Annotated in this window: 34 protein-coding genes, 2 tRNA genes and 2 pseudogenes; 4 read left to right on the top strand and 34 right to left on the bottom strand. The window is 38.3% G+C overall.

Features of this window, described 5'->3' with window-relative positions:
- Positions 1–152: 152 nt before the first annotated feature.
- The gene (ivy, locus tag PR795_RS00685) at positions 153–599 is read left to right on the top strand and encodes an Ivy family C-type lysozyme inhibitor (RefSeq protein ID WP_272516573.1); all 447 of its coding nucleotides are present in this window, start codon (positions 153–155) and stop codon (positions 597–599) included.
- An 88-nt stretch (positions 600–687) separates the two neighbouring features.
- Here ivy and PR795_RS00680 read toward each other — a convergent pair whose 3' ends face one another.
- From PR795_RS00680 to PR795_RS00580, 21 genes and pseudogenes are all read right to left on the bottom strand, one after another.
- Entirely contained in the window at positions 688–1,047 is a 360-nt protein-coding gene (locus PR795_RS00680; RefSeq protein ID WP_006659239.1) for an MmcQ/YjbR family DNA-binding protein, read from the bottom strand.
- 109 nt (positions 1,048–1,156) lie between these two features.
- Entirely contained in the window at positions 1,157–1,903 is a 747-nt protein-coding gene (locus tag PR795_RS00675; protein ID WP_272516572.1) for a hypothetical protein, read from the bottom strand.
- 272 nt (positions 1,904–2,175) lie between these two features.
- Positions 2,176–2,637 carry a hypothetical protein gene (locus PR795_RS00670; RefSeq protein WP_036975041.1) on the bottom strand — a complete coding sequence of 154 codons (462 nt, stop codon included), beginning with the start codon at positions 2,635–2,637 and terminating at the stop codon, positions 2,176–2,178.
- A 127-nt stretch (positions 2,638–2,764) separates the two neighbouring features.
- Positions 2,765–2,947 (bottom strand): annotated as a pseudogene (locus PR795_RS00665) (hypothetical protein); the annotation flags it as partial.
- A 79-nt stretch (positions 2,948–3,026) separates the two neighbouring features.
- On the bottom strand, positions 3,027–3,551 hold the full coding sequence (locus PR795_RS00660) for a Dps family protein (protein WP_006659243.1): 525 nt from the start codon (positions 3,549–3,551) through the stop codon (positions 3,027–3,029).
- A 328-nt stretch (positions 3,552–3,879) separates the two neighbouring features.
- Complete coding sequence (gene umuC, locus PR795_RS00655) at positions 3,880–5,142, bottom strand: translesion error-prone DNA polymerase V subunit UmuC (RefSeq protein ID WP_224050448.1); 1,263 nt, start codon at positions 5,140–5,142, stop codon at positions 3,880–3,882.
- Entirely contained in the window at positions 5,142–5,555 is a 414-nt protein-coding gene (gene umuD, locus PR795_RS00650) for a translesion error-prone DNA polymerase V autoproteolytic subunit (protein WP_272516571.1), read from the bottom strand. Before umuD ends, umuC begins: the two co-directional genes overlap by 1 nt.
- Positions 5,556–6,003: 448 nt before the next feature.
- Positions 6,004–6,285, bottom strand: coding sequence for a DUF1799 domain-containing protein (locus tag PR795_RS00645; protein WP_036977980.1), 282 nt, complete (start codon positions 6,283–6,285; stop codon positions 6,004–6,006).
- Positions 6,286–6,302: 17 nt separating this feature from the next.
- Positions 6,303–6,605 (bottom strand): phage tail assembly chaperone, encoded by a 303-nt coding sequence (locus tag PR795_RS00640; RefSeq protein WP_036960303.1) that lies wholly within the window; start codon positions 6,603–6,605, stop codon positions 6,303–6,305.
- A 33-nt stretch (positions 6,606–6,638) separates the two neighbouring features.
- Positions 6,639–7,292: a phage tail tube protein gene (locus PR795_RS00635; protein ID WP_272516570.1), complete on the bottom strand. Its 654-nt coding sequence runs from the start codon at positions 7,290–7,292 to the stop codon at positions 6,639–6,641.
- Between the two features lie 48 nt (positions 7,293–7,340).
- Positions 7,341–7,742 (bottom strand): phage tail terminator-like protein, encoded by a 402-nt coding sequence (locus PR795_RS00630; RefSeq protein WP_154629326.1) that lies wholly within the window; start codon positions 7,740–7,742, stop codon positions 7,341–7,343.
- Positions 7,743–8,321, bottom strand: coding sequence for a hypothetical protein (locus tag PR795_RS00625; RefSeq protein ID WP_006659250.1), 579 nt, complete (start codon positions 8,319–8,321; stop codon positions 7,743–7,745).
- Between the two features lies 1 nt (position 8,322).
- A complete protein-coding gene (locus tag PR795_RS00620; RefSeq protein ID WP_006659251.1) occupies positions 8,323–8,673 on the bottom strand; it encodes a hypothetical protein in 351 nt (116 codons plus the stop codon).
- A gap of 2 nt (positions 8,674–8,675) precedes the next feature.
- Positions 8,676–9,158 (bottom strand): DnaT-like ssDNA-binding protein, encoded by a 483-nt coding sequence (locus PR795_RS00615; protein WP_272516569.1) that lies wholly within the window; start codon positions 9,156–9,158, stop codon positions 8,676–8,678.
- A gap of 83 nt (positions 9,159–9,241) precedes the next feature.
- Positions 9,242–10,207: a major capsid protein gene (locus PR795_RS00610; protein ID WP_036975048.1), complete on the bottom strand. Its 966-nt coding sequence runs from the start codon at positions 10,205–10,207 to the stop codon at positions 9,242–9,244.
- A 13-nt stretch (positions 10,208–10,220) separates the two neighbouring features.
- Entirely contained in the window at positions 10,221–10,997 is a 777-nt protein-coding gene (locus tag PR795_RS00605; protein WP_036952450.1) for a hypothetical protein, read from the bottom strand.
- Positions 10,998–11,109: 112 nt separating this feature from the next.
- Positions 11,110–12,231 carry a hypothetical protein gene (locus PR795_RS00600; RefSeq protein WP_272516568.1) on the bottom strand — a complete coding sequence of 374 codons (1,122 nt, stop codon included), beginning with the start codon at positions 12,229–12,231 and terminating at the stop codon, positions 11,110–11,112.
- Positions 12,228–13,598, bottom strand: coding sequence for a DUF4055 domain-containing protein (locus PR795_RS00595; protein ID WP_036960285.1), 1,371 nt, complete (start codon positions 13,596–13,598; stop codon positions 12,228–12,230). The genes PR795_RS00600 and PR795_RS00595 overlap by 4 nt, the downstream gene beginning before the upstream one ends.
- A complete protein-coding gene (locus PR795_RS00590; RefSeq protein ID WP_272516567.1) occupies positions 13,598–15,085 on the bottom strand; it encodes a terminase in 1,488 nt (495 codons plus the stop codon). The genes PR795_RS00595 and PR795_RS00590 overlap by 1 nt, the downstream gene beginning before the upstream one ends.
- Positions 15,086–15,087: 2 nt before the next feature.
- The gene (locus tag PR795_RS00585; RefSeq protein WP_272516566.1) at positions 15,088–15,690 is read right to left on the bottom strand and encodes a hypothetical protein; all 603 of its coding nucleotides are present in this window, start codon (positions 15,688–15,690) and stop codon (positions 15,088–15,090) included.
- Between the two features lie 471 nt (positions 15,691–16,161).
- On the bottom strand, positions 16,162–16,656 hold the full coding sequence (locus tag PR795_RS00580; RefSeq protein WP_442959996.1) for a lipocalin family protein: 495 nt from the start codon (positions 16,654–16,656) through the stop codon (positions 16,162–16,164).
- 492 nt (positions 16,657–17,148) lie between these two features.
- On the opposite strand from PR795_RS00580, the gene PR795_RS00575 reads away from it, so the two are divergent.
- Both PR795_RS00575 and PR795_RS00570 read left to right on the top strand, forming a co-directional pair.
- A complete protein-coding gene (locus PR795_RS00575) occupies positions 17,149–17,280 on the top strand; it encodes an entericidin A/B family lipoprotein (protein WP_154631331.1) in 132 nt (43 codons plus the stop codon).
- 185 nt (positions 17,281–17,465) lie between these two features.
- Positions 17,466–17,699, top strand: coding sequence for a DUF1161 domain-containing protein (locus tag PR795_RS00570; RefSeq protein ID WP_132494933.1), 234 nt, complete (start codon positions 17,466–17,468; stop codon positions 17,697–17,699).
- An 897-nt stretch (positions 17,700–18,596) separates the two neighbouring features.
- Here the strand turns inward: PR795_RS00570 and PR795_RS00565 are convergent.
- The 12 genes and pseudogenes from PR795_RS00565 to PR795_RS00515 form a co-directional block, all read right to left on the bottom strand.
- A complete protein-coding gene (locus PR795_RS00565; protein ID WP_272516564.1) occupies positions 18,597–19,046 on the bottom strand; it encodes a lysis protein in 450 nt (149 codons plus the stop codon).
- 82 nt (positions 19,047–19,128) lie between these two features.
- Positions 19,129–19,701, bottom strand: coding sequence for a lysozyme (locus PR795_RS00560; RefSeq protein ID WP_272516563.1), 573 nt, complete (start codon positions 19,699–19,701; stop codon positions 19,129–19,131).
- A complete protein-coding gene (locus PR795_RS00555; protein WP_006658152.1) occupies positions 19,682–19,882 on the bottom strand; it encodes a phage holin family protein in 201 nt (66 codons plus the stop codon). Before PR795_RS00555 ends, PR795_RS00560 begins: the two co-directional genes overlap by 20 nt.
- Before the next feature lie 793 nt (positions 19,883–20,675).
- Positions 20,676–20,753 (bottom strand) — tRNA-OTHER (locus PR795_RS00550).
- A 322-nt stretch (positions 20,754–21,075) separates the two neighbouring features.
- Positions 21,076–21,237: pseudogene (ymcF, locus tag PR795_RS18075) on the bottom strand (cold shock small protein YmcF); the annotation flags it as partial.
- Positions 21,194–21,406, bottom strand: a complete 213-nt coding sequence (cspE, locus tag PR795_RS00540) for a transcription antiterminator/RNA stability regulator CspE (RefSeq protein ID WP_006661258.1) — start codon at positions 21,404–21,406, stop codon at positions 21,194–21,196. The pseudogene ymcF and the gene cspE, both read right to left, overlap by 44 nt.
- A gap of 521 nt (positions 21,407–21,927) precedes the next feature.
- A complete protein-coding gene (locus tag PR795_RS00535) occupies positions 21,928–22,923 on the bottom strand; it encodes a YbgA family protein (protein ID WP_179896710.1) in 996 nt (331 codons plus the stop codon).
- A 222-nt stretch (positions 22,924–23,145) separates the two neighbouring features.
- Positions 23,146–23,526, bottom strand: coding sequence for an antiterminator Q family protein (locus PR795_RS00530; RefSeq protein ID WP_036950157.1), 381 nt, complete (start codon positions 23,524–23,526; stop codon positions 23,146–23,148).
- A gap of 3 nt (positions 23,527–23,529) precedes the next feature.
- Positions 23,530–23,814: a hypothetical protein gene (locus PR795_RS00525; protein WP_272516562.1), complete on the bottom strand. Its 285-nt coding sequence runs from the start codon at positions 23,812–23,814 to the stop codon at positions 23,530–23,532.
- On the bottom strand, positions 23,811–24,269 hold the full coding sequence (locus PR795_RS00520) for a hypothetical protein (protein WP_272516561.1): 459 nt from the start codon (positions 24,267–24,269) through the stop codon (positions 23,811–23,813). Before PR795_RS00520 ends, PR795_RS00525 begins: the two co-directional genes overlap by 4 nt.
- Positions 24,270–24,461: a DUF7740 domain-containing protein gene (locus tag PR795_RS18070; protein WP_442959995.1), complete on the bottom strand. Its 192-nt coding sequence runs from the start codon at positions 24,459–24,461 to the stop codon at positions 24,270–24,272. It abuts the gene before it with no gap.
- Positions 24,462–24,481: 20 nt separating this feature from the next.
- A complete protein-coding gene (locus PR795_RS00515) occupies positions 24,482–24,931 on the bottom strand; it encodes a hypothetical protein (protein WP_036968321.1) in 450 nt (149 codons plus the stop codon).
- Between the two features lie 85 nt (positions 24,932–25,016).
- On the opposite strand from PR795_RS00515, the gene PR795_RS00510 reads away from it, so the two are divergent.
- Positions 25,017–25,091: transfer RNA gene (locus PR795_RS00510), tRNA-Gly, on the top strand.
- Positions 25,092–25,360: 269 nt separating this feature from the next.
- Here PR795_RS00510 and PR795_RS00505 read toward each other — a convergent pair.
- Positions 25,361–25,534 carry a hypothetical protein gene (locus tag PR795_RS00505; protein WP_165906924.1) on the bottom strand — a complete coding sequence of 58 codons (174 nt, stop codon included), beginning with the start codon at positions 25,532–25,534 and terminating at the stop codon, positions 25,361–25,363.
- Between the last annotated feature and the right edge of the window lie 10 nt (positions 25,535–25,544).

The raw sequence follows: 25,544 nt of genomic DNA, 5'->3' as shown, positions 1-25,544 counted from the left end.
TACCTTTCTCCAGATATAAAAAACCACTCATAGGTGGTTAAATTAGCTTGTATGTAACTTTTATTTAAATTAACGCCATATTATTCTAGAATTTCATTTTCCAACATTCATCACTAACCAGATAACCTTTAAACACACAAAGGATTATTAACATGCTTAGAAAATTGACACTCATCGCAGCCCTTTTCATCGCAGCCAATGCTCATGCTGGAAACGAGTTAACTATCAGTAAGTTAGCTAGTAATGCAAAGACTAAAACAGCATTCCTTCAAGTTGTAAAAAATAACGACCTCCCATCATGGGTCTTAACTGGTGGTACTGAATCCCCATCAAATACTGTGACTTTAAACGGTAATGAATACCAAGTAGCAACAGCGTGCAAACCTCACAATTGCCCAGCAGAGCGAATTGCGATTATGTACTCTAAAGAAAAGAATGTTATGGCAGGTGTATTCTCTTCAAATGATGAAAAGAACAATACTGAGGATTTACTCTGGTTTAATATCACCGATGATTTATCAATCGATGGGAAAACGGTTTTATTTGCAGCACTTACGGGCAGCCTAGATAATCACCCTAATGATTTTAACTATAAGTAATTAAACTTAAAGTAGTTATTTTCAGAATTAGCCCACCAATGCCAATAGAATGGCGTTAAAATAGAAGCCCAAGGACGGGCTAGATTAATTACTTTGCAGTCAATTTGTAACTCTCATCAATCAACACTTTAAGCTCATCTTCAGGAAATCCACTGTCCAACTTTATAGTAATCCAGTGCTCTTTATTCATGTGATATGCTGGATATACCCCTTTCTTTAACCTCAACGAACCAACTAATTCAGGAGGTGATTTAAGGTTTATAATATCTACCATCTCATCACTCTCGCTTTCATATAACTTCTTTGATGATATTGTCAGAATGGCAGCAAACCATTTTGAGTTATTTTTATGCCTATAAATGATGTAACTAGGAAACTTAGCCCATGGATACTCAGCGACAGCACCATAATTACTCTGGATATATTCCATAAGTTCATTTTTGTTCATCTCACCATCCCACGAATAAGTTTTAGTTATGCTAACTTAGTGGGAGTGCAAATTGAAGCAAACAAAAAGGTCGCATAAGCGACCCAATCAATACTTTTGCTACTTTTTATTACTTATTGACGTAATTTGCATACAGTATAAGTAATATTGGCGTTGCAATAATATCAGCAGCAATAGTAAATGGTGTAATCATGACATTACCAGCCAATTTACCAGCACTAAGTGATGTGTATTCCTCTGTAGTATAAAACTCAACCTTATATGATTGATTTAGCTTAGCATTGGGTACTAATGGAAGAGTTATTCCATTCCTATCAAATAAATATCCACTTAGCGGGATTGTTTTAACCCATGACTTATCATTATCAAATCGCCTCTCACTAAAACCAAAATCCTTAAGGCTTTTCTCTTGTTCTGGACTTAACCTGTACTTTTTATCTATATAAACAAAGTAACTGTCATTAAATTTTACTAGTCCTTCTCTGCGCTCATCTGGCTTTATCTCGATTCTAATAACTCCCTCCGGGTTATTAAATGCTGACAATGGAATTACTTTAACCAACTCATTTAATTTCATTAATTCAGCAGAACCATTCGTCAGTATATAAATATATTTATCACCTAAAAAACCATAACCTGAAGTAGGAAGCTCAATCTCTTTTAATTTTTGATTAGTTAGTTTATTTTTAACACTAATATCTTTATATTCAAAAGCAGATACAATATTATCTTTTAAATCAACACGTTCCCTTATATTGGTCTCTTTTGCCGTGTTCGAATCCCAAACCGCCGCAGTTACGCACCCAGCAGAACTTAAAATCGATACGCTCAAAAAGCACGCTAGTAATTTATTCATTCCATTGCCTTAATAAGTTTAATTTAAGTCCAATGGATATTAGGATAGATGCAAATTTCAGGCAATAAAAAACCCACCGGAGTGGATTATTAACACTATTTATAGTTGAGCACATGTACATTACAAGTTACGAATATTAGCAATCTCTTCTTGTGTGACTTCTAGAGACTCTAGAAATCTCTGGTATTCATTGGGTTCCATTCCTTCAAATTTTTGATGTCACTCTCATCTATTCATGTTTTTTTAAAATAAATCTATTACCTATAGACGGGTCAACTGTTTTCGTATTTGCAATCAGCTAAACCGACACTAATTTCTTGACCTTTGTTGCTATTGTGCAAAATAACTTTAATACCCATTCTGTCGTATATCATATAAGCAAATGTAACCCCTGAATTTTCACTAAAATACACAGTAGCTTTAGCATCAGTTGAAAGCAACTCAAGCTTTGGTGATGTTATAACTACCCCTGTATCAAAGGTTATATTTATCATTGCATTGTTATAATCTGCATGCGGAGTTACTTCCAACTTAACAGTCCCGATTTGCACTCCGTTATATCTATTGCTATCACTAAGGTCATCAGGTATGGAATAAACTCCACAGTTATACTTTCCCGCCAAAGCCAAAATATTATAGTTATTATCTCGATATAACCCCATATCATTCTCGTTATTAGCAGACAGGGTATATCCAGAAAATAAAATAAACAGGGCGCAAATATACTTAATCATCTTTAACCTCATTAATAAATTAGCCCCCTGAATATACCTGAATAGCTTTACTACACATAATCGAACTCTTTAGTTAAAAATAATTATGTGATCTAGAATGCAAGCTCATCCTTGGGCTATGTGTAGGTTAGGCAACTTCCTTCCCGTGAATAATATGGCGTAACGCGCTAATACTGTTCTCATTATAACGGAACGCTTCAACCTGCTTTGATGAGTAAGCTGACTTGTCCAAAAAGAACTTACCGAATTCGTCAGTTTTCAATCCGTTCTTGTTTGCAATACGACCAATTTTATTTGCTGACACTTCTAACCATATTCTTAATCACAAAGAGGGCTTCTGATTTAGAAGCCCTCTAGTATTAAACTCGCTTAACTACATAAATTTTACATTAATGACCGGACGTTTTAGCTTCTCGACAAGCCTCGAATAAAAACCAGACACGGCGTTCTGTTTCATCAATCCAGTTTTCTATTAGGCTTGTAGTGGAATAATCGCCATGTTCTGCGCATACTTCATGTGCTTTTCGAAATTCTGAAGCCAACATTTTATTATCTTCACAAAGCTCAGCAAGCATATCTAAAGGTTCTACGTATTCCGCATTGTTATCGCTAATCCTTTGCATTTTTGATATTTGCCCTATAGAACGTATAGTCACACCACCTATTTTACGAACTCTTTCAGCTATAGGGTCTGTCATGGAGTATAGTTGTTCACTTTGTTCATCAAGTAATAAATGATAATCGCGGAAATGTGGACCACTCATGTGCCAATGAAAGTTTTTAGTTTTTAAATAAATAGCAAAAATATCAGCCAAAATTGCATTCATTGCTCCACTGATATCTTTTGTTGCTTTTGGAGATAAATCTGTTGGCGTTTTAAGTGGGCGAATTTGTAGTTCTTTAGCTTTACTCATAATTAACTCCTAAAGATAGTCACATCTGTTTTGATATTAAAGATGTTAAAACAAATTATTACACTAATGTTCTTTCTATATATCTCTTAATTGGTTATGAAACTATTTAGCCAACATTGCTTTTCAATATGTGCTGATTATTTTAATTATGTACTTAATAACATCATTCATTGATCTATATCAAATTCTAATGCATTGAATAAATTAACTAAAAAACAAAATTGAATATCAATCTTTATGTGACTACCTAATTAAATCCGATCTTCAGACTTTAAACCTAACTTACTGAATTTAAACTCTTGTAATCCTCGATATTCTATTTTCCATGCTAGATTTTAGCTACAGGCAGCTCATTAAAATTTGTCGTGTACGCTGGTGATAACATTTCGCGCTTCATCTGATATCCACTATCGCTCCCTTTCGCAGCAAACCAGACTTTACCTAAACCACTATTATTTATTGTATCTAATGTTTTCATAAGTTCATCGCCGTTCTTAAATGGTTTTTGAGTAGAAAACATATCAAACTGAGTAACATCTGAATCTGTGAAGTCAGATAACATTATCCCGGCTTTATAGTAGCGGTAACCATCTCGCCATATAGAATCTAAACCACGCATAACAGCATTAATGATGTCTCGCGTGTCGCTGCTAGGGTATTCAAGTTTGATACTGATACTATTAGCGTAATCTTCACCAAATGCGTGTCTGCTTGTTTGAATGAATAAACCAATAACTCGACATCGCTGTTTTTCTTCGCGTAGTTTCTCCGCTGCTCGTTCTGCATAGTCACAAATAGCCTTGCGCATAATGTCGATATCTAAAACTTTCTTACCGAACGAGCGAGAGCATAATATTTGCTGCTTAACTTTTCTGACTTCTTCAAGCTCAATACAGGACTCACCGTTAAGTTCTCTGAGTGTCCTTTCTAGCGTTACGCCAAACACTTTGCGTATTGTAGTCACTGATGCATTAGCCAAGTCTAAAGCGGTATAAATGCCCATAATTCTTAACTTGGCTGAAATCCTTCGTCCTATTCCCCACACGTCTTCAATCGGAATAAATGACAGTAATTTTCTTTGCCGACTTCTATCAGATAGCTCAACCACACCACCAGTCTTCTTCCACGTTTTAGCGGCATGATTCGCAATTTTAGCCAGCGTTTTAGTCGGACCGATGCCAACACTTACTGGCAAGTGAGTTCGCTGCAATATCGTTGATTGAATTTCTCGCCCATAATCTTCTAAATTAAAGGTATGAACCAAGCCAGTGAAATCAAGAAATGCCTCATCTATTGAATACACTTCCAAACGCGGAGCATACATTGATAGTAGAGACATCACTCTGTTGCTCATGTCAGCGTATAACGCATAGTTCGAGCTAAAAATGTTAATATGATTTTGCAGGTAATAGTTTCTTCTCTCATAGTAAAGCTCCCCCATTTTTACACCGAGTTTTTTTGCTTCAAAAGAACGAGCAATTACACAGCCATCATTATTACTCAGAACAATTACTGGCTTTCCTGCTAAGTCTGGTCTGAAAACTTTCTCACAGCTCGCATAAAACGAATTTACATCAACTAAGGCAAACATTACTGAGCCTTATGAATAATGAATGTGACTACGCCAAATATCTGTAAATCCTGCGTATCACCAATATGTATTGGTTGAAAATCAGGATTCATCGGTATCAACATCGGCGGATAAGACTTTAATCTCTTAACTGTAAACTCCCCATCAACACTGGCGATAACAATATCCCCGTCCTTTGCTACCAATGCGCTATCGACAATCACAACATCGCCATCGTTAATGTTAGCGTCAATCATAGAATTACCTTCGACGCGTAACATATACGTACTATCTGGATGTTTAATCAATGTGCTGTTAAGGTTTATTCTTTCCTCCATGTAGTCAGCCGCAGGAGATGGAAATCCCGCTGCTACTCTATCTAAGAATAATGGAATGCTGAGAATTGATTCGGAATCGATAGGCTTTAGCTTCATAATGCACCAATATTACTGTATTTATATACAGTATATTTCACTCATTTTCATTGTAAAGATCATTTTCAAGTATCAAAAGACTAGAAATATGCAATCCCCTCCTAGAAAATCAGACCTACAGTGTCGTTATTCCTCCTTCATTTACTTTTTATAAAGTAAACTTATGGCTTATAACTATTAACTGCATTGCCGAAAATATGAAATATACATTATTGTTACTGACATCAATTCTAATGGTTGGATGTCAAGGAAGAAGTTATTCAGAATTAACTCCAGCAGAAAAAGCTGAAGTCCGAGCTGCTCATGATAAAAGTGCCAAAATATCTAGAAAATGCAATCGTATAGAAAATCAATCTAAACGTACTGATTGCTTTCTCGATAGAGACGACAATGACTTTAACCGGCTCTATTAATTTAAAGTTAATACTGGGGGCATTACAGCCCCTGACTACTTGTTTATCAACTCAAGAGCCTTTAGCTCCATAACCCTTAAGTCATCAAATATGGTCGCTTTATTTTTGATGTTAAGTAGCTCTAAAACATTGGGAATAACGCTATAGTCGAGTCCCGTAGCACCATTCATACCAACTCTCCACTGTGTACTCATCGCAGAAAATACCAGATATGACTCCCATACATCAGGAACAACTTCAACATCATCAATATCAGGCGGAAAGCCAAAAGCTCGCTCAAAATTTTCAGCCTCTTGCTTTGTCATTCCCCCATACATTGCTTCAGCGACCGATATTAGTTTTTTTCGCGATTACCTAACAATTCATTGTAATACGTTGTCGTAATAGCCCCTGCGGCTGATGGATAGTTGTCAAATAACAACTTTAAATTATCTTCGTTATAAGGCTCTTCAATTGCCCAATCAGCAATAATTTGAGTAAAAAATTTGTTTACTGGCTCATTTTTTAACTCTTCCAATTTACTCATTGGTAAATGTTTAAACGTAAATGTCACAACCTCCGGCTCGCTTTTGCCAGCCACTCGGATTTTTACATCAGCTTTAAATATTGGATTGGGATTCAGAGTAAATTTCGCCATTAGGTTTCCTTAAAAGCCCCAAAGGGGCTGTTATTATGCGGTAGTGTAAATTTTCATATCGGATTTAAGAGAGAAACGTGCAGATACGTTCTCAACCTCGTTAATTGCAGTATTAGGAACGCGTTGGAATGACACACTAGCTGAGTAGTAACGGTCTTCACCAGCCCGTTTATTATAAAAACGAATCGCTGTTAACTGCTTTGTATCATCCAAGGACATTAATAACCCTCGAATAGGTAATTTCGCATCATGAGCAAATGTATAAACCTGCACAATACCCGATTTATAGGTATCAACTGTTTCTGCTTGCTCATCTTCTAAGAATTGAATTTCTTGTGTTTGCTGCTCACCACCTTCTGTTGATAAGGTCATGACTTGGGGCATTACTTCCCATTCTTGAACTGATTTTAGCGTTCCTTTGCCGCCGCCAATCGGAAAACGTTCTGTATCTGTCGTATCAACACCATCAAGCGTGATACTTGTGTTTTCTGCTGATTTCACACGAAAGACACCAGACATTTGTTTCCACCCAGATGTGATGAGAACAACATCTCCGGCTTTAATGCCACTTGATGCTGCGACAGAAAGTACAGCTTCAGTGGCATTACTTGCCGCCGTAAACTCAACATCTTTTCCGTATTTACTCGCAACATAAACACGTGAGCCATTAGGAATGTTATAAGCCATTATGAACCTCATTTTTATGCATAAAAAAACCGCCATTTAGGCGGTCGTTTATCGGATTGAATAACATCGATAGGATGTACGTATTGGAATGATGTAGTTGATATCACTAGTAAGTGGCGGTAGCTGATTTGGTTCACCGTCTAGATACAGTGACTCCGTTAGTGTTAGACCATTTTCGAGCTGCTCTTTGACGGCATCAACCAAGCTAATAACCGCCGAATCACCATTACCAATCTTTTCAACAACATTAAGTTGAATAACACCTTTTTGAACTGGCATATCTAACGCTAGACCTAGATTTTCGGTTATGGCTGGCATTATATGTAATTGCAAATATGGAGTGCTAATATCGTCAAACTCAATATTTGACCAAGCCACCTTCACCCCTTCTTGCTTAGCAATTTTTGCCACCAGCGCACGAATAGACTGATTGATTTCAGATTGTTTCATTTACTTCATCTCTGCGATAGCGTCTCTAAAGAACTTACCTACGTTTTCAGCGGTAATTGCAATCATGCCATTAGGAGCTTGTCTTGAGTGCCCCATTTCCAACCTGTAGGCATAAGGAACATTGTTAGTAAAATAGATAGCATTCATACCCACTTTGAACTGCTCAAGCACATAATTACCAACCGCCTTAGTCATATTGCCTGATTTATCAACTCGCCCAGTTTCACCATCAGCAGGTGAATCAAAAGTGACTTGCCAATTCCCACGGAATCGCCCTCCTGTATACCCCGGAGGTGCCTTGATATCCATAGAGTCATTAACGCGAACTCGTTTTTTTAACAAACCCCTTTTCGGTGTCAGATTATTAGGGTCTTTTCTCAGTGCTTCATTGTGCTCAAACACAGCTTGATTATAATTAACAGCCGTCTGATTAACTTCCCATAGTTCAGGATTACCAACCGGAGACATTTCAACTAACTGTGCGAGAATCTTGAATCCCGTTTTACTTACTACCGTTTCCATATTTGCTTGAGATTTCTCTACAAACAAATTAACGGACCTCATGAATGAATCAGTCATATCAAGCCCTCAGCTGAGGTTTGTAGCAAATAACAATATCAGCAGGTTTCACGGGGTTAGGCTCATGCACGCGAAGCCAGATACCATCAACAAGAACAGAATCCCCTTTTCGAATATCAACCTCTGGAGAAAGAACCATTTTAATATCCGTAGAGAGAATTAGAGTTCCATCAATTTCATATGGTTTGTACAAAACCTTTACACCAATAATTGAAAATAGAGACTCAGGCTCATGATGCTCAACACCATTATCATCAACCCAATGCTTGCCAGCGCGTTTCACTTGATATGAAGCACCGTACTTTTTCAGTATTCGTAATGCTGTGTGACAACCTCGCTGATAAATATTCATCACTACCTCACTGCAAATGTGTTAATCACCAAGCCTTCTGAGCTATCAATCAAGCCATATAGCAAACCTTTCAGCCAAGCAAAATTAGGCACGCCAGTATTTGTGCCTTCTGCATACTTCAAGTCAATTGCCCCCTCTATACGCTCAGAAATGATTTCCGCACCTAATGTTGGCTGTAATTCATTCTCTTGTGCTTCAAGTGCAAGGCGACACTGAGCCTGTATAACCTGATTAGGAATCGCATCACTAGCAATTGCAACCCCATCACGAAATAATCCAGTGCGAGGAAAAGATAATGGCTGCGTACTGTCGGAACGACTACCCTTCCATTTTTGGGATTCTAAGAAGTCCATAGCAACGATGAGTAATGACTCGAGTGACTTGCTGTCTGACAGAGGTAAATTCCTGACTTTCGCATATGCTTTTAAATCTTCAATACCAGCATAACTATTAAACGTAGGTGAGTTTTTATCGGCATCAATCATGACCACCTCAAAATAAAAAGGGGCATTACGCCCCTATCTTCACTTGCCATCAGTAGTTTTTTTCCTTTTCACTACTTCAGGCTCTATTGCTTTGCTGCATTTTTGCTCTGGGCAGTTAATTTAATCATCACACCTGCTGTCAATTTGTTGCTCGTAAAGTGTTTTTTCCAGTTACCCGCAGTACCTAACTTGGTTAGGTCTGGATTTTTGCCTTTTGATTCATCCCAGCTATAACCAAGCACGCCTACGTTAACAACGCCTTCGCCACGATATCCAATCTCTAGGTTTTCCTTATCATTAATCTCAAATGAGCGGAAGGTTGGCTCTTGTGACTCTATGATAGTCACCGCCCCCGGAACAAGACCAAAAATAGCATCAACTGGCGCACTGTCTGTTACCAAGACGGGTTTACCTAACGTTCCCGGCTGCCCACCATAGATAACCACACCAGCCTCTTCGTATACTTTGTTATCAATCGCTTGGTCAACAATATCGAAATACGTAGTAGAGTGCATGACGAAGAGATTTACACGGTTAAACTTGTCCCCATATCGACGCAGCCCTTTGGTGAGTGTTTTTTTCCCATCTGTAGCAATGTCTGCTGTCACGACCATATCAGTATTACTACCGATAGCTGCCCCCAATGCGGCTAAGGAATATTTAATGTAACCTTCTAGAGATGCATCAGCAGCATCAATACCAACTAGCTCAGAAAATTCAGATACATCTCGTCCTCGACGTTTAAATGCCTCTTCCGTTGTTGCATATGGACCATATTTCCATGGAGCTTTCACTTCAACAGATTCGCCCGCACCAATTTTTTTACTCTCTACTGTCCCTGTTGAATCAACATCACGATGCTCAATCGAGCCACCAATTTGATAGAAAGCACGCTTACGGAAATCTCCTTCAATAAAAATGTTATCAAGCACAATGGCACCATTTGATGCCTGATTAAATACGGCTAAATTATCTTGGCGACGCTCTAAAAACGCTGTTTGCGCCAAGTCGTTGTAAATTACTAAATCGCTATTAGTCGTCGTAGCCATTACTTATCTTCCCTTACTCTTTAGGTAGTTTTAAAAATGTGTCACGTCCGTATCTGCGAATATAATCAGCTTTCTCACTCGCAGACATTTGAGAACGTTTAAGGTGTGCACCACCTTGTTTATGTTTTCCTGCATCCGTCCCTGAAGCAGCAGGGAACAAATGAGGCGCGCTTTCTTTTAATGATTCGACCCATTCAACGGGTGATAACGGTGTTCGACCATCTTTCCCCATAATTGGATTACCATCATCATCAACGGCTACGGCCTGACCTTCATCGTTGATTTGGAAAATGCCTTTGGCACGTAAAATTAAGTCTTCTTGTGCGCTAGCTAATGCGCCGGCTTTACCAGCAGCAGAGCGCACTTCATCTCCCAATACACGTTGGCGAAATTTATTAGCAAAAGCCTCAGCCCTTTCCACTCGGCTATTGGCTTCTTTCAGTTGTTTATCAACGTCATTGCGTAAGCGCTCAGTACGTTTATTAATGACTTCATCAATTTTGCCGTCAGCGATTAACTTGGCTTCTTCATCATTTTCAAAACGTTTGAGAATTCCACGTACAGCATCGGGATCAATACCATCAAAACGCTTGAGATTATCGTTTTGCTCTTTGAGCTTACCCAATAACTCATCACGTTTAGCCTTCAACCCAGCTACTTGCTCACCGACTGCTTTATCGATAATGGCTTGAATTTCCGGTGTGATTACAGGTGCAGTTCCACCGCTTCCACCACCAGCTCCATCATCAGCCTGTGAGTAATATTTGCGTTCGATATTCATAAATAACATGTTGTTCCCCTTGGGATTCATTGCGCCTAGCGCGTTAAAGTAAACCAGCCCTTGGCTGAATTTAGACAATAAAAAAGGTCACCGAAGTGACCTTGGTTAAATCGTTAATTGATTAGCTATAACCTGCATCTTTAAATGCTTTTTCGTCTAGCTTTTTGAGTTGTTCTAACGAAATAAATTCTCCCTTATCTGTATAAAATTCAGAAGGATGCATACCGCCCTCTTTCATTAATCTAAATCGTGTTTCACCGAATACTTGCCGTTGTCGCCAGTCTGGTTGTCGCTGCACCCAATCAAGAAAATTGGTCTCTGCTGGAACTTGCCCATCCATTGATGCTCTCGTTCCTGCGTCCATCTCATTCGCATCAATACCTAATTCACGCCATGACTTAGTGACGAAAGTTTCCGTTGAGCGGCAATTAAAATGGATTTTACCGGGACCTTGTAGATAGGGGATTTTGTGTCCTATTGGTTTACCTTCCAGAGTATACTTCAGCCTATCCCGGACAATGCAATCATGGGAGGTTTTATTATCGAGAGTGGATAGCCACTGTTTGCAGTCAAGGATATCTTTATTAGCTTCAGCAAATTGTTCTCTTGCTGTCGCTTGTAAGTGACTGATTGCCGTCTTCGCTATCGTTGTTACGTTAGCTCTACTAAGTTGTAAGGCACCATCTTTATAGCCTTGATTTGCATGACCTCTGATTTTACGCCCAATCTCTAGCGCACTATCGCCATTTAAATAACCATTGCGAACAGCATTGTTTATGCGTGTCATGCGGTCAAATTCTAATCCAGCAGCCCACTCAGACAGTAATTTCCCTTGAAATGGACGAGACATTGCTGAGGAAAACAACATCTCCTCTGTAATACCCATAAGCGGATATTGGCGTAGAACAGCATCAGGTAATAAAGCATCGAATAATGAGGAATAATAACCCGCTTCATACAAAGCATGCTCTCGCATTTCGCCTATTAACAACGTAAAAGCGCTATCAATCGCACGCTTATTAATAGCTTTCACGCTCGATAGTAATGACTCTAATCGCCTTGCAGTAAAGCCATTAACGTCAATAGTGTCATCATCTAAGGCAACAATAAGCGAAGCTGTTAATTCAGCGTCAAATTCATTGAGTGCATTTATCATGCGCCTTGCAACACCTGTAGAATAACGACCAGAAAACAAAGTGTGAGCTATCAATTCATCCCTTAATCGCTCATTCACTGATTTCATGTTTCACCTACTATTGTCGGCTCTTGGTTGTTAAGCTCATCGACCACCATATCAATATCATCAGCGGGATCGATAACATCATATTTCTGTAAACTTCTCACCAAGTCAGACTTGCGTGTTGCACCAGATTGCCATGCAGCCACAATTTCACGGATCATCGAACTATCAGCAATGTGATTAACGAGGTCTTTGTTAATTTCAAAAGAAGTGTCTTTAGTATCTAAACCTAAGTATTCAGCGCACCACATTAACGCTTTGCTAAACGCATCTGAGACATTTGAGCAACAAATACTAAGGATAGAAGTTTGGGCGTTTTGCTCACCAACAGACTGAATAACCGTTTTGACTTTACTGTCAGCGGAAACCAATTGAGCGCCCAGTGCCACCATATAATCACGCTTACTGTCCATAGCTTCTTTAGCCAACATATTTGGCTGAGCTTGCTCGTAACCAAAGAACCCTTTCACTGGCAGCATTAAAGGTGAACGAGACCCAACCATGATGCCTGTTTTTTCTAAGTGATCTCGCCACTCTATATCTAACCCGCCTAGATATGGCTGAACTTGCCCACAGAAAAACACTGAATCTTCATAATCAGCAGAATTTCGATAATGCCCTAGATTAATTTTTGCCAAACCTAACAATGGCGCCTCATCTATCGTATGGTCATTGTTTTGAGCACCCATAAACGTAAATGGAATTTCATCCCAAGCACCACTACCTGCACGCTCTGGAATATATTCAGAGTGGATTTGATACACACTGCTGCCAGCTGTCTTGCGATATACTCTACAGATAAACTTGCCATCTTCTATCACTAACACGCGGTATTGAATGGCATCTTTAAATCCAAAACCGTCCGCCTCTTCAACAGTCTCTCGCAATACCACCAGCGTTAGCATCGTCCTGCCATTAATACGATCAGTCCGCCAGTTAATAATATCTTCAGCACGATATTGAAATATGTACGGGAGCTTAGAGTCGCTGTTGTAATCAACATATAGCCCATGTCGTCCCACTTCCAATACCGATTCAAGAGAGGATTGAGCTAATTGGTAAATGCTTGAACCTGCACCATCTGCATCATCTTTTAAACAAGACAGCTTTTCAGCAACAGCAATCAATGGATCTTTCTTGAATGCCATCCCTATCATACCGTTACGAGTGTTACCTGTTATTGGGTAAAACACCGCACGGTCTTGATAGTCTTTATTGCGCTTTTTCTTACGCTCACTTTCCTTTTCTTCCAATTCAGGAAGATAACTCTTTACTTCCTCGCCACCTCGACAAACAGCGCGAACTAACTCCCACTGAGGAGCAGCCGTTTTATACTCCGGTCGAGTAAAATCAACATTATTTATACTCATCAGAAGGTTGTTCCTAAGTTAATTTCGAATGCTGGTCGTTTAACGTTCCGTCTACTTACAGCAAAATATCTAAACCCATCAGCATCATGTGATGTGTAATCATGAAGTGGTTTATCTTTCCAGCAACCTCGTTTGTCATCCCACTCTTTTCGGTATGCTTCGAGATGAGCAATGCCTTCACCACATTTATGTTCGTCAAAGACACACAGAGGAAGAATTTCACGTACAGCCTCAATACCTTCATCAATAGAAAGCTTTGGCACTACGTCAAATTGAATCGAGTAAATTTGCCCGCCAATTTCATACCCTTCACGAGCTAGTTCTCTACGCGATTTCGCATCTGAACCAAATTCACGGTTATCAATATCATGTGGTCCATTATGACTCGCGTATGTGTAGCCTTTATCTTTCAGCACTTTCATATAATGTCTTAGACCTTCACCACTGTTTGAGTAATGGTCTATCACGTGGAATTCATTACCGACTTCACGAATAAACCAGATTGACGTTGAATCACCAACGCCGATATCCCAATACGTATGAACAGGTAAGTGAGAATTATCAGGAAGTGTGCCAATGCGTTTATTTTCGTACAGAAAGCGGAATTGCTTAGCATAGTAAGCACCTTCAACTGATTGCTGGAATGCCTCTGAGGGTATTGACGGGTATTCCCGCCTCATATCATCGCCAAGTGTTTTTTCTTTTGCGTAGTACCACGCTTTCTGATGCTCATCCAAGTGAATGCCATGCTTGCGGGATATCTCATCAAAATAATCAATTAATCGCTGCGGCAATTGCTCAACAGGATCAATCGCATACTCAGGATTCTTCCACCATGAAAAGAAAAAGAATTTCCAATCTAAGTTAGATAGAGTTTTACACTGAATTTGCGCTTTCTCGGCCGACTGACAATAATCATAAAAATAGCCCGCCCGCCCCTCAGCAGTGCTTTCAATTGTTGTAAAACAGTCACTTGATACCGCTTCAAACGCACCAGTAACAATCTCACGAGCCTTTTCTGGATATTTGGCGCATATCTTACCGAACTCAGATACATGTAAATATCGGAGTGTACCGCCACGAAATGACGTGCTGATATAAAGTGATCCGCCTTTACTAAAAACCAATTCACCAGCCGCATCATTACTCGCCGGATTAGCAGCCTTAATTTCATCAGGTAGTTTTTCATAGGCATACTTTATCTTTTCCCTGAATAGTCGCTTAGCATCGTTTAGCGTGTGGGCTATTAAGGCACATTTAGCCGCCTCAAATAGCGCCGCATCTAATTGGATAATGCAAACCTCAGTTGTGAAACCAAGTTGACGAGCTTTGAGGATAATATTTCGCGTGTGCATCCCTTCAAAGTATTCAAGCTGCTCAGGTGTCATTTTAAATCGAACTGGCTTACCTTCTTTGTTGGTGATCCAGTACAAGTGATTCAGTCGCCAGAGCTTATCTCTTAATAATGCAAGATATTCTGGCTTCATACTTATTCCTTCGATAGGTCGTCCATCAGTGACGATATAGAGTCGGATACTTTATTCTGCTGTGCGTCATCCAGCCCATATGCCTGGCGCTCAAGTCCAATTAGGTTTTTAAGTGTCTCACTTAATGCTTTAGCAGATTTAACACGTTCGGGGAGGGAGATGATTGAATTGTAGAGTTCATTGAGTTTGTCTCGCCCATTGCTATCAGGCTCAAACATTAATTCACCTAGCTTCCTTAAAGCAGGTACATCCGTACATTCAGCAGATAGCTCATCAAATAAACTGTTGGTTAACTCCCTAGCCCTGCGAATATCACCCCTATGTTCCATACGAACATTGGCAATGACTTCAGCATTAGCTTCGATAAGTTGCCACTCAGAAATAGCCTTCTCGGCGGCAACCAGAGTGGCAACCTCTCTTTTGGCAACCAAGTTTTCAGCTCTAGCCTTAACCTTTGCCTTTAGATCTCGTTCCCATCCTTCTTTCTTTGCCCGTTTACTTATCGCTTGATGGGTTATCTCATATTGAGAGGCTATTTCTCTTATAGACATTACGCCAGCTCGGTAAGCCGACTCAATAGCCTCCCAATCTGGTCTTTTGAACATTATTCACCCTCATGATAAATCAAAAAGCCAACACAAAAACAAGATTTGCATGATTTCACAAAAACCTTTAATTTGATTTAAATCAGAATAATAATAATAATTAAATTAATGTATTTTATATGTTCATTGTTAATTCCATTGCCAAATACAATATTTAGTATTATTGCAATCTCCCTTATTGTGTTCGTTGCAATAAGGGATTTTTTATCTACACACTTATCTTTACATCTTAGTAGCCAATTATTTTGTCGATTGGTTTCACCAAAAACCTTGAAGTCTTTTAGCAAGAAAACAACTTGTCCTTCAAGTATGAATATTTCTTAAGGAATTTCTCATAACAAATTAAAAATTCACCATTTTGAGCTTTATTATTTACAATAAAAAACCCGCACTAGGCGGGTTGTCTATTACAGTAATTACATTTGTACTTGTTAATAAATTAATGTCGTAACAAGTAATTGACTTGTGATTCTATTGAAATATCAATACTCTTTGCCTGTCAAAACCATTAACACTAGCAAAGTTAAGGTATTCATCTAAAAGTTCTGGCGGCATAGTTGGTGTACGCGATAATACCCATAAGTAATCTTTATTAGGTCCCACAACTAGCGAATATTGATAGTTGTCATCAAGCTTAATAATGTTATAGCCACCGTAAAAAGGACCGAAAAAAGACACTTTCAAGGCACCTACATCCGACGATTCAACAAAATAAGCTTTTCCTATACTCTCTTTCCACTTTTTCCCGTTTGAATCCCATCCTCTGTTGACTACCTTTACACCACCATCATTGCGTAGAGAATAGTTTGCAGAAACTTTACTTAGTCCCTTTTCAAATCGATTATCTATTCTAGCAACTTCATACCATTCGCCAAGATAACGGGATAGTTCAAAATGTTTAACTGGTGTTATGTCATGTGGAATTTTCACACTACACCCATTAAGTAACAGCATACTTACAAACATAAAAACTGACTTTATCTGCATTGCAACCTCACATAAAATTGATCTATGAAGATACTTTCGCATAAAAAAGAGCACAGAGCGACTATAGTGATTTAGTATTTCGTGACTATAGAACCCTCGTATTTAGATAAAGTCATTGTCGCACTAACTTGGATTACACTAGCCAGTGTGGTAAACCGATTGATGATAATATTAAAAGAATACCGACTAAAAGGTATTGAAAAACATGAAGCATACGGATAAATAACTCTTTTAATATCATAGAGCGTACCCCTTATTGCTAATGTTATTGTATTATCAAAATGAATAGCACCACCTAAAATATAGCAGCTTTTTTTAATTTGTCAGATATCATATCTCACTAAAGCACTTCGCTATTGCTTATAATCATCTATCACATTACATATCATTCCAATAAACAATCAAATTATTCTGCTATAATGAAAGATGACCTTTGTAGCTTATAACCTCACACAATGTAAGGAAGGAAGTATGATTAAAAAATTCAGTTTCCTCATATGCTCACTAGTTATCGTTATGAACTTGGCTGCCTGCAATACGACTAAAGGCGTAGGTAAAGATATAGAAGCCAGTGGAGAAGCCATACAAAGAGCTGCTGAGTAAAATTAAACTTTGCCCAATCCTAAAAGTTTAGATATAAATACATCCTCTTGAGCCTTAATATTTAAGAAATAAAATAGCATAGCCCGTATTAATTGATGAAATTGAATGTTTGACGTCAGATTCATCATTATAATTTTTAGGGTGAATTTTCATTAACTGATTCTAACTTATAAGAGATATTACATATGAAAAGAAGAATAATTATTGCTACATTAATGACATTATTTATTCCAGCCATTGCGAGTGCTTCATGCGAAAGCGTTGTTGAAGAAATTACGCAAAAAATTATTAACAATGGCGTGCCTGAAGAGAGCTTTACCATTACCGTCGTTTCAAATGAAGAAGCAGCCTCACAACAAGGTACTGTTGTAGGTAACTGCTCTAATGAAACACAAAAAATTATTTATACAAAAAAATAACTCATGCTATGCAGAGGGCTCTAAATGAAGCCCTCTCGCTTTTTATTCTAGTTGTAGAACGCCATATTATTCAGAACTTGAATAAGCGATCAAGCCTACATATATAATTTCGTCACCTTCACTAATAATGTCAATTCAATTGTATAAAGCTGTTCTTCTTCGTGTGCAAATTCATATAATGGCTTAATTTTCTACTATGTTAATACAAACTTACTAAGTTGAGTGATAATCCCATTTGGATAAAAAAATAAATAGTGATACTATTTTCTCGCTGGTCAAGGATGACTAGCCCTACAATAATTATGAGTTAATCTTAAAAACTCCCCTTTAACTGAAGGGGAGTTTTTTTATTTTTTAGGAGCAGTCTTATTCACTTATTTGCGGAATTAACATAGTGCCTTTCAATTAAAAATTGCTTTATTTCTATGTTTGTTGTTGTTTAATTGTCCGGATTACTTTTTTGCAAAAAAATCGCCATTTCTTGAGGCTCTGCTTTGTAATATCTTATTGAGATTACTACCTTTTTAAGGTTGCCCCCATTCACGATTAACGTATAGTGACGCTTATTCATAAGTAGTTATTCTCATTTAGCCTCGATATCTGGGGCATTTCTTTATTGTTCAATTTTCCGTATTGCTTTCCTATTGAAAATATACTTATACTACTGGATTAAACTTTCATTACATAAGAGAACTGTATCAATATATATATGTATAATAATCCCGTTACTCTCTTACTAATATTTATCCCTACTCTTGCCTGCATCCTATTGATTATTGTTAAAGATAAAAAACAACCAAATATAACGACACTTTTTTTAAAATTCTCTATCTACCTGTTAAGCACTCTGACTTTCATAAATTTAATTTTTTTTGCAAGGGCATTTACTGATTGGTATTAACGTAAACACTCGGTTCTAATGTAATCTTGCAAACCAAGTATCATATTCTTGGATTCTGCGATTCGCTGCCTGAGTAGCCAATAATTTCCGATAGCGGAGTCAGTAGGTCTGGCGGTTGTTCCATCATCCAAGCCGGAGGTGGAATTGGTTTCGACTTTCTGGCAGCTGGCTCGGATGTACACCCGCTCAGGATTACGCTCAGCAGCAATACGCAACTCATCAATTTCAATTTTTGCATTGGCTAGTTCCTGAATATGTTTAGTATCGAGTTTATGGAGAGATTGGACACGTTCTTGGTAATCCTCATTAATTTTGACCTGCTCTGTCAACTTAACGAGTAGTCCGGCATTTTTGGTATTTAACTCACCTATCCTCTCGTGTTGTTTCCACATTCCCCATATCGCTATCAATGCGACAATAAATAACAATATGCTGACTTTATTCATGGCGATTACCATAGAGACGTTTAAAAATTAACTTGCCGACCTTTGTAATGCTCGATAGCTTTCTGGCAACGCTTTTCTAAACTTATCTTATCAGTGCCACCACAAGTGTCGTCTCGAAGTGCGTATACGCCAATTGCCCAGTAGATGGGTAGACAGATAATAAAGGAGGATAAGCATAAGCAAACTCGCCAAGACACACGTTTTTTTCTACCTCTCGTCTCGTCATTAGCCCTTTCCACGCCTTCCCCCCTGCATATATCCAGCGTTTTAGTTCATGACATGCGCCAGCTTGGTCACCAGTATTAAGTTTTTTAAGTAATGTTGAGCGCGAGAAAGCACCTATTCCCACGTTATAAGTAAATGAATAAAGTGCCGCCCTGGTGTAATCAGGAATATTGATTTTAATTAAGGGGTTTACTGCTTTAGCGACGATTGCTAAGTCTTTTTCCAGTAACTCGTCACACTCGACTTTTGTATAGGTTTTCGTCGGAATAATGTCAGAACCTGTATGCCCATAACACACCGTAAGAACACCACCTACATCACGGTAGGGTTTGGGCTCATATCCCTCAAAATTAATCACCATTGCAACAGTTAATGCCATCAGCCCACCTGTCACAGCGGCTATTTTTATTTTATTTGGTATCTTTGCCACTGTTAGCCTCTCTTAATTTGAATTCTTTCCGTTTGTAGTACCAATTCACCAAGAAGGTAGCGACAGTACAGATAATCCCAATGAGCACCGCCCACTGGTCTAGTGATAACGCCCCAGCTGCAGTAGTGATAACTCCAAGAGCATAAGAAAAGGGGCTAGAGTATTTTTCGTGCATACGCATATCCACCCCTGCGGAGTGTTCCAATATTTGGTTAATAGAAGTCCACCCGCTATAAAAACTAGAAGGTGTTAATGAAGTCAGTTGAAATTTAGGCAATAAAAAAGGTCACCGAAGTGACCTTAGTAAATTCTAGATAATTAATTTTTTTTCTTACCCGTTATAGCATCGTAAACAACACTTAAACCATAAATAATAATGGCTAGAGGCAACCCCCACTTCACATCTCCGGAGATGACACCATAATTTTCGAGTAATGTAATTATGCCCGCGAAGACAATAAATATACCAAAAAACATAAATACCTCATTCATGTATATGTGAGAATACCATTATACATAAAGATTAATTTAGCTTACATCTTGAATAGAGATAGCCGTACACAATCACCATTCGTCAAATGAATTAGATTGATTAAAATATTGAGGTAATCGCGTATTTAGCGCACCAAAAAAGACTTAAATCTAAACAGTACAATTATGATTTACTAACTTTAGCTTTGAACGACGAATTCAAACAAAAAACTGCACTAGGTAGGATATTTTCATCGTATTACCTCGCACTTCTACTGGTGCAACATGCACATATTTTAATAAGGTTATATCCTGAAGCTTTAGCCGCTGCTATTGCATGTATAGCATTAAATAGGTTACCTAGGTAGAAACGATTTGAAGTCATCGGCATTTGTTTACAGCCAACTTTGTGTATTTTGTAATTACCTTTTGGTCCCATCGTCGTCTGAATGTAATAGTTCATACATCTCCGCATTTACATTGTACAAAAGATTTATAACTTATGGACCGCCATCGAGGTATCGAACCCCGACTCTTAGTTTTGCTAAGACTAAATACTCTTCCAATTGAGTTAATGGCGGAATGATTTTACATCCAGTAGACCAATGCAAGGGAGGCTAAAAGCAGCCCTAAAATAGTTAGTGCATTTTGCGTTAGTGACAAAATTCGTTGATAAAAGGTAGGTAAGTTCATAGGTGATCCCTTAGGAAATGAATCCTTTGGATACCGCATCTATTTTTAAAATAAAAACTCGCAACTGCAAGATTTGCTTTTATAGCAATGAGGTATGATGTCACAGCTATTGTAACACATAACTCTCTCATTGGGGGGTAATGATATATAAAACAAAAAAACCCCGCTTTTTGCAGGGTTTCATAATCTATACGTTATTTAAGCTAACGTCATATTAGATTTACAGAAAATACATTTAGCACCAGAAGGGTTACTTTTTGTTACTTCAAAATGGTACCGTCTGTACTGAGACCCTTTACAGCAAGGGCATCTCATAAAGATATCGCCCTTAAAGCGCCACCACGTTTGCCGCAGCTGGACCTTTTGCGCCATTCTCTACTGAGAAGCTAACTTTTTGTCCTTCGTTCAGCGTTTTGAAGCTGTCACTTTGAATTGCAGAGAAGTGCACGAACACATCTTTGCTACCATCAGCAGGCGAAATAAAGCCAAAGCCTTTAGATTCGTTAAACCATTTTACTAAACCAGTCATTGTATTAGACATATTGAATTCCTTTGAATTTTTAATTGTTGCCACATGGCGTATAGGTTTGATGTTTCTTGTTACTTATGGAACTAATTAGGAGGAATTCACTACGAATGGGTATCTATGGGATAACGCTAAACGGGGGAACTTTCAAAACTTGCTTTCATAAATAGGTCTGTACTTCCAAACCAGTGATATTATTAAGCCACACAAATACAGGGATAGCAAATTTAATTTTCACTCTCACCGCAAAAGAGTTGATTTTCCTTAAGACACAACACATTCACCGTCAATAACTTTTTCAAACAAATCATGTTGATAGCCAATTTCTTATCAACCCAATTATTTTTTGCAACAGTATTGATTTGATTAACTGAGGTTGTATATGAAAAAGCCTCACTAGGTGATTTATTTAAATATGGATGATTTCGTTCATCCCGACAGTTATACGCTAACATAGCTCTTAGGTTCAATATTCATATGACTGGACAATCCAATCATATGAATAACTTTGAAATTCTAGAGTATTATTTTTAATATCATAACCCATACCGCAGCCTTAATGACTGAGGATAAGGATGGAAATATTTTTGATTATTCAAATAGTTATCAGGATATTCAGATAAATAGTGCGTTATTAATGTTAAGGGTGCCAATAAAGGTTGTGTTCCTTGTCGATACTCGAGGATTAACTTGCTTAATGCTTGTCTTTGGTTTGATGTTAGATAGCGTTTAAAATAACCTTGGATATGCATAAGTACATTAGTATGATTGCGCCTAGTTGCTTGGTTCTGTAATAAATTCATAAACTTATTTCGATACTCATCAAAATAAGAGTCGATTGAATCCCATTCATTGTTACTAGCAACAAAACGACCAAGTTCTCGATAAAGCGGTTGTGAATGAGCCAATAAAAGGAGCTTATATCGAGTATGAAAGTCGATTAATGAGTGGCGATTGAAGGAGTTTTTCTTTAGTTCATTTAGCTCATGAAGAGCAAATACCCGTATAATAAAATTTTCGCGAATATGGGGGTCACTTAACCTACCATCTTCCTCAACTGGTAACCAAGGCATTACTTTTAGTAATTGTTCAGTAAAAAGCCCCATTCCAGATTTTTTATTACCATTGCCAACAGAATCATACACTCGAACCCTTTCCAAGCCACAGCTAGGTGAGTTTTTACATACAATATAACCACTTAAATCTGAAAGCCCACTCAAATAGGCGGTCGAAAACTGAACCATTTCTTCAGTTAAATCGCCTTCCCGACCATCACTGAATTTGAGTCTAACGTTATTTTCTTCAGATTTAACTAGCCTCAATGCGGGTCTAGGTGTAGGTAAGCCAATTGCCATCTCTGGGCATGCTTGTTGGTATTCGAAATAATCTGATAACTCATCTACAGCAAAATGAAAACGCTTATGACCACCATCAAATCTAACACTATCACCCAATAAGCATGAGCTAATACCTACAGTGATTTTTTTACCTGATGTATTGCTCATATCACTAGAGGTAAGAAGATTAACCATCATTGCCACCTTATATGAAATCACTTATATACGAAATTGATTTATAGTAATAATTGAATTCATATTAGTAACATTGCACTTTATTTACTAGCTTTATAAATCACTACTCCACACTCTAATAAAACAAACAAAAAAGCCCCACTGAAGTGAGGCTCATAAGCTGCTGACGTTGTAGTCATTCTTATCACAATATCAGCTATTTTACGATCGTAAAGTATTTTATTAAATCTTCTCTACATACCTATCTAATTCTAATTTTATGTCTAACATCATCAACATTCCGTCAATGACCCCCTCCGCTTTTTGAAGTTTTTTCCCTATATGGGTATCTGAGCATTTATGTTCTCTAGCTAGCTGCATAAATGTTTTCCCAAATAAATAATAATCCAGTAGCAGGTCATGCATCTCTCTATTCTTTATACTTAATTGAGCCATACAGCTAGAGATAATCATTGCGTCATCTTCACAACATTGAGGTCGAGATTTCACCTTACTAGGTATTAAGCGGCTAAATCCTGCCGCTGTCGAATACCATTGAACTGACTCGATGTTATCCGCAGCCCATGCGCCCCACATTTCTAGTACTTGTTGAATATTACGCATCCGTTACCTCGTATTAATTTGCGAGCTTTTGCCGTCGGATTCAGCGTTAATACGTTTAGCTATAGAAATGGCACTATCTGATTCTTTGGCGAGATTTGAAGTGCCTCTTTCTCTTGTCTTGTACATAGTCATTAATCGCCCATTTATCACAGCATGATTTTCAGCCTTAACATCGGTAGAATATTTTTTTACTGTCGCGCGATAACATCCTAGGCACCGAGAAACCTCAGCCATATTTCCATATGTCTTAATAAGCAACTCTGGAATAGTCGTGATTTCAGCCTTCATAAATCCCCCATCTGATAAATGATCCCTTTCTGGTACCAATCAGGTAAAGTGAACTCAATTCGACCTATTACACCGCTAGCCCGTAGTGCCTGAATTCTTTTAAGCTCAATCTTCATGTGCTGATATAACTCATCCATTTGCCACGGTTTCAACTTCACTGAAGTACCTGCTAAACGAGCTATGCGGTCAATCGTCATTTCGCTGTAAGTGATAACAGCGTGAGCATTGAATTCGTGTGGGTCTTCGCCAAGTTTTCGATGGCAACCTACGCAGTGAGCGAAAGCATTAAAGGGATGGTATCGGGTTGATTTGTGTCGTCGTGATTTGAAATGTGAACAGTGGAGTTTTGAAGGTTCGTGTCTAAATTGTCTTCCGCAGTAGTCGCATTCATAATTTGCTCTTTCTCGGACCAACTGCGAAAACACAATATCGTGCTTGTCGCGTTTTAATGCCATTTATTTCTCCTGAATACCCCACTCAGCGACTACAATCACAACCATCGGGTTTTCGCTTAACTCTATCGTCCTCATAGTATCTACTGCATGCGGTAATATAAATTTGCGCTTTAACATTCCAGCACACTTCCTGACCGCATCATTTGATTTATGAATAGCCCAGCATAATTTAAGGGTAGTAAGTGCGCTCATAAACACTTCAGCCTCATCTCTCATCTCTCTTGTTGCTCCTTAAGTTTCATATACTCCGAGTTATTGGGAATGATGATTGGGATGCCTTTCTCAATACACCATTGTTCATGCTTCTCCATCATTAGAAGCATCCGTGCTTTATCCATCTTGCGGGTTTTCTCACGCTCTCCGTTTTCATCACGACCTAGCCAGTGACCGACAAAATATTCATGAGTTTCTTCATTAGTGATTGGCTTTGATAGAACGACTTCACCTGCCCCATTTTTAATATCAATGACAACACCACGCGCACGTAGCCAATCGCCTGTGGTTTCTATCCACATGCGCCATGTTCTGTTCATTGGTATTGTTCTGAGGTCACGCCATTCAGTAATTCTGATTCGATATCGCTTACCGGTTTCTGTTAATTCTGAGAGGGTTTTGAATATTCCTTTGAGATTAGATTTGTGGAGACAGATGCCATCTGTCAATTAGCCTCCTATTTTACCCTTGCGAAAATTAGTTTTGAGGCGTAGCCTAATAAAGTTAACTCGTTAATTAATCAGTTTTTACCTAGCGGCCATCGTATAATGGCTATTACCTCAGCCTTCCAAGCTGATGATGTGGGTTCGATTCCCACTGGCCGCTCCAATCGTCTTATCAGCCACTTTATCCCAATTAACTCTCAACTCCATTGCTAAGTTTAGCTATCAACTCATTTTGCCAAACCTTGATATAAGCTGTTCCACGAGGGAAGCATCTCAATAATTTTTTATTCAATTTACTTTGAATATTTAAGTAGTTCATCCCATTGAGCTTATGTCCTTTCTTTAATGACAGTAACTTACTATTAATATAACAATTGTTTTTTTCATCTAGCTTATGGTCTTTATGAAATAAAATACTCATTCTGTAATCTCTTAGCCGACAGCACTGTGATATTCAACATTCAAGTCATCAAGGCTAGCGTTACCTAAATTAGCCCAAAAGACAATCGTAGCCTCAGCATCCAACGCACACTCTGCTAACATTAGCTTTTCAAATGGCTTTCCATTCCATGTGCCGGTAATGTTGTATACCGCTTCGTCATCCATCTTAAAACTC

This window comes from Providencia sp. PROV209, from assembly GCF_028479485.1.
Classification (GTDB): Bacteria; Pseudomonadota; Gammaproteobacteria; order Enterobacterales; family Enterobacteriaceae; genus Providencia; species Providencia alcalifaciens.
The sequence above is the reverse complement of the archived record's forward strand: the minus strand, read 5'-3'. Positions and strand labels throughout refer to the sequence as shown.